This is a genomic window from Priestia sp. SIMBA_032 (assembly GCF_046535215.1).
Taxonomy (GTDB): Bacteria; Bacillota; Bacilli; order Bacillales; family Bacillaceae_H; genus Priestia; species Priestia aryabhattai.
This window is the reverse complement of sequence record NZ_JAWRXD010001302.1, coordinates 1-246: the sequence shown is the minus strand read 5'-3', so window position 1 is coordinate 246 and position 246 is coordinate 1. Positions and strand designations below refer to the sequence as shown.

Here is a 246-nt window from a genome sequence, read left to right as displayed (position 1 = left end):
AGGTCCGTCGCCGCGCTGGCCACTGCGCTGCGCGACAAGTACGGCGTCGGCAAGGGCGATCGGGTGGGAATCCTCGCTGCCAATACACCCGAATGTGTCATGACGTTCTGGGCCACTCAGGCCCTTGGAGCCATCACCGTCGGCCTCAACGGCTGGTGGGTGCCACGTGAGGTCACCTACGGCCTCGAGCACAGCCGGCCCACGGTCCTCGTGGTCGACGCGAAGCGGGCCGCCTCACTCCCCGAG

1 protein-coding gene is annotated in these 246 nt (G+C 68.3%); it reads left to right on the top strand.

The annotated features are described in order from the left end of the window. On the top strand, positions 1–246 hold a 246-nt coding region (locus tag SB717_RS38530), incomplete at both ends, for an AMP-binding protein (protein ID WP_410908494.1).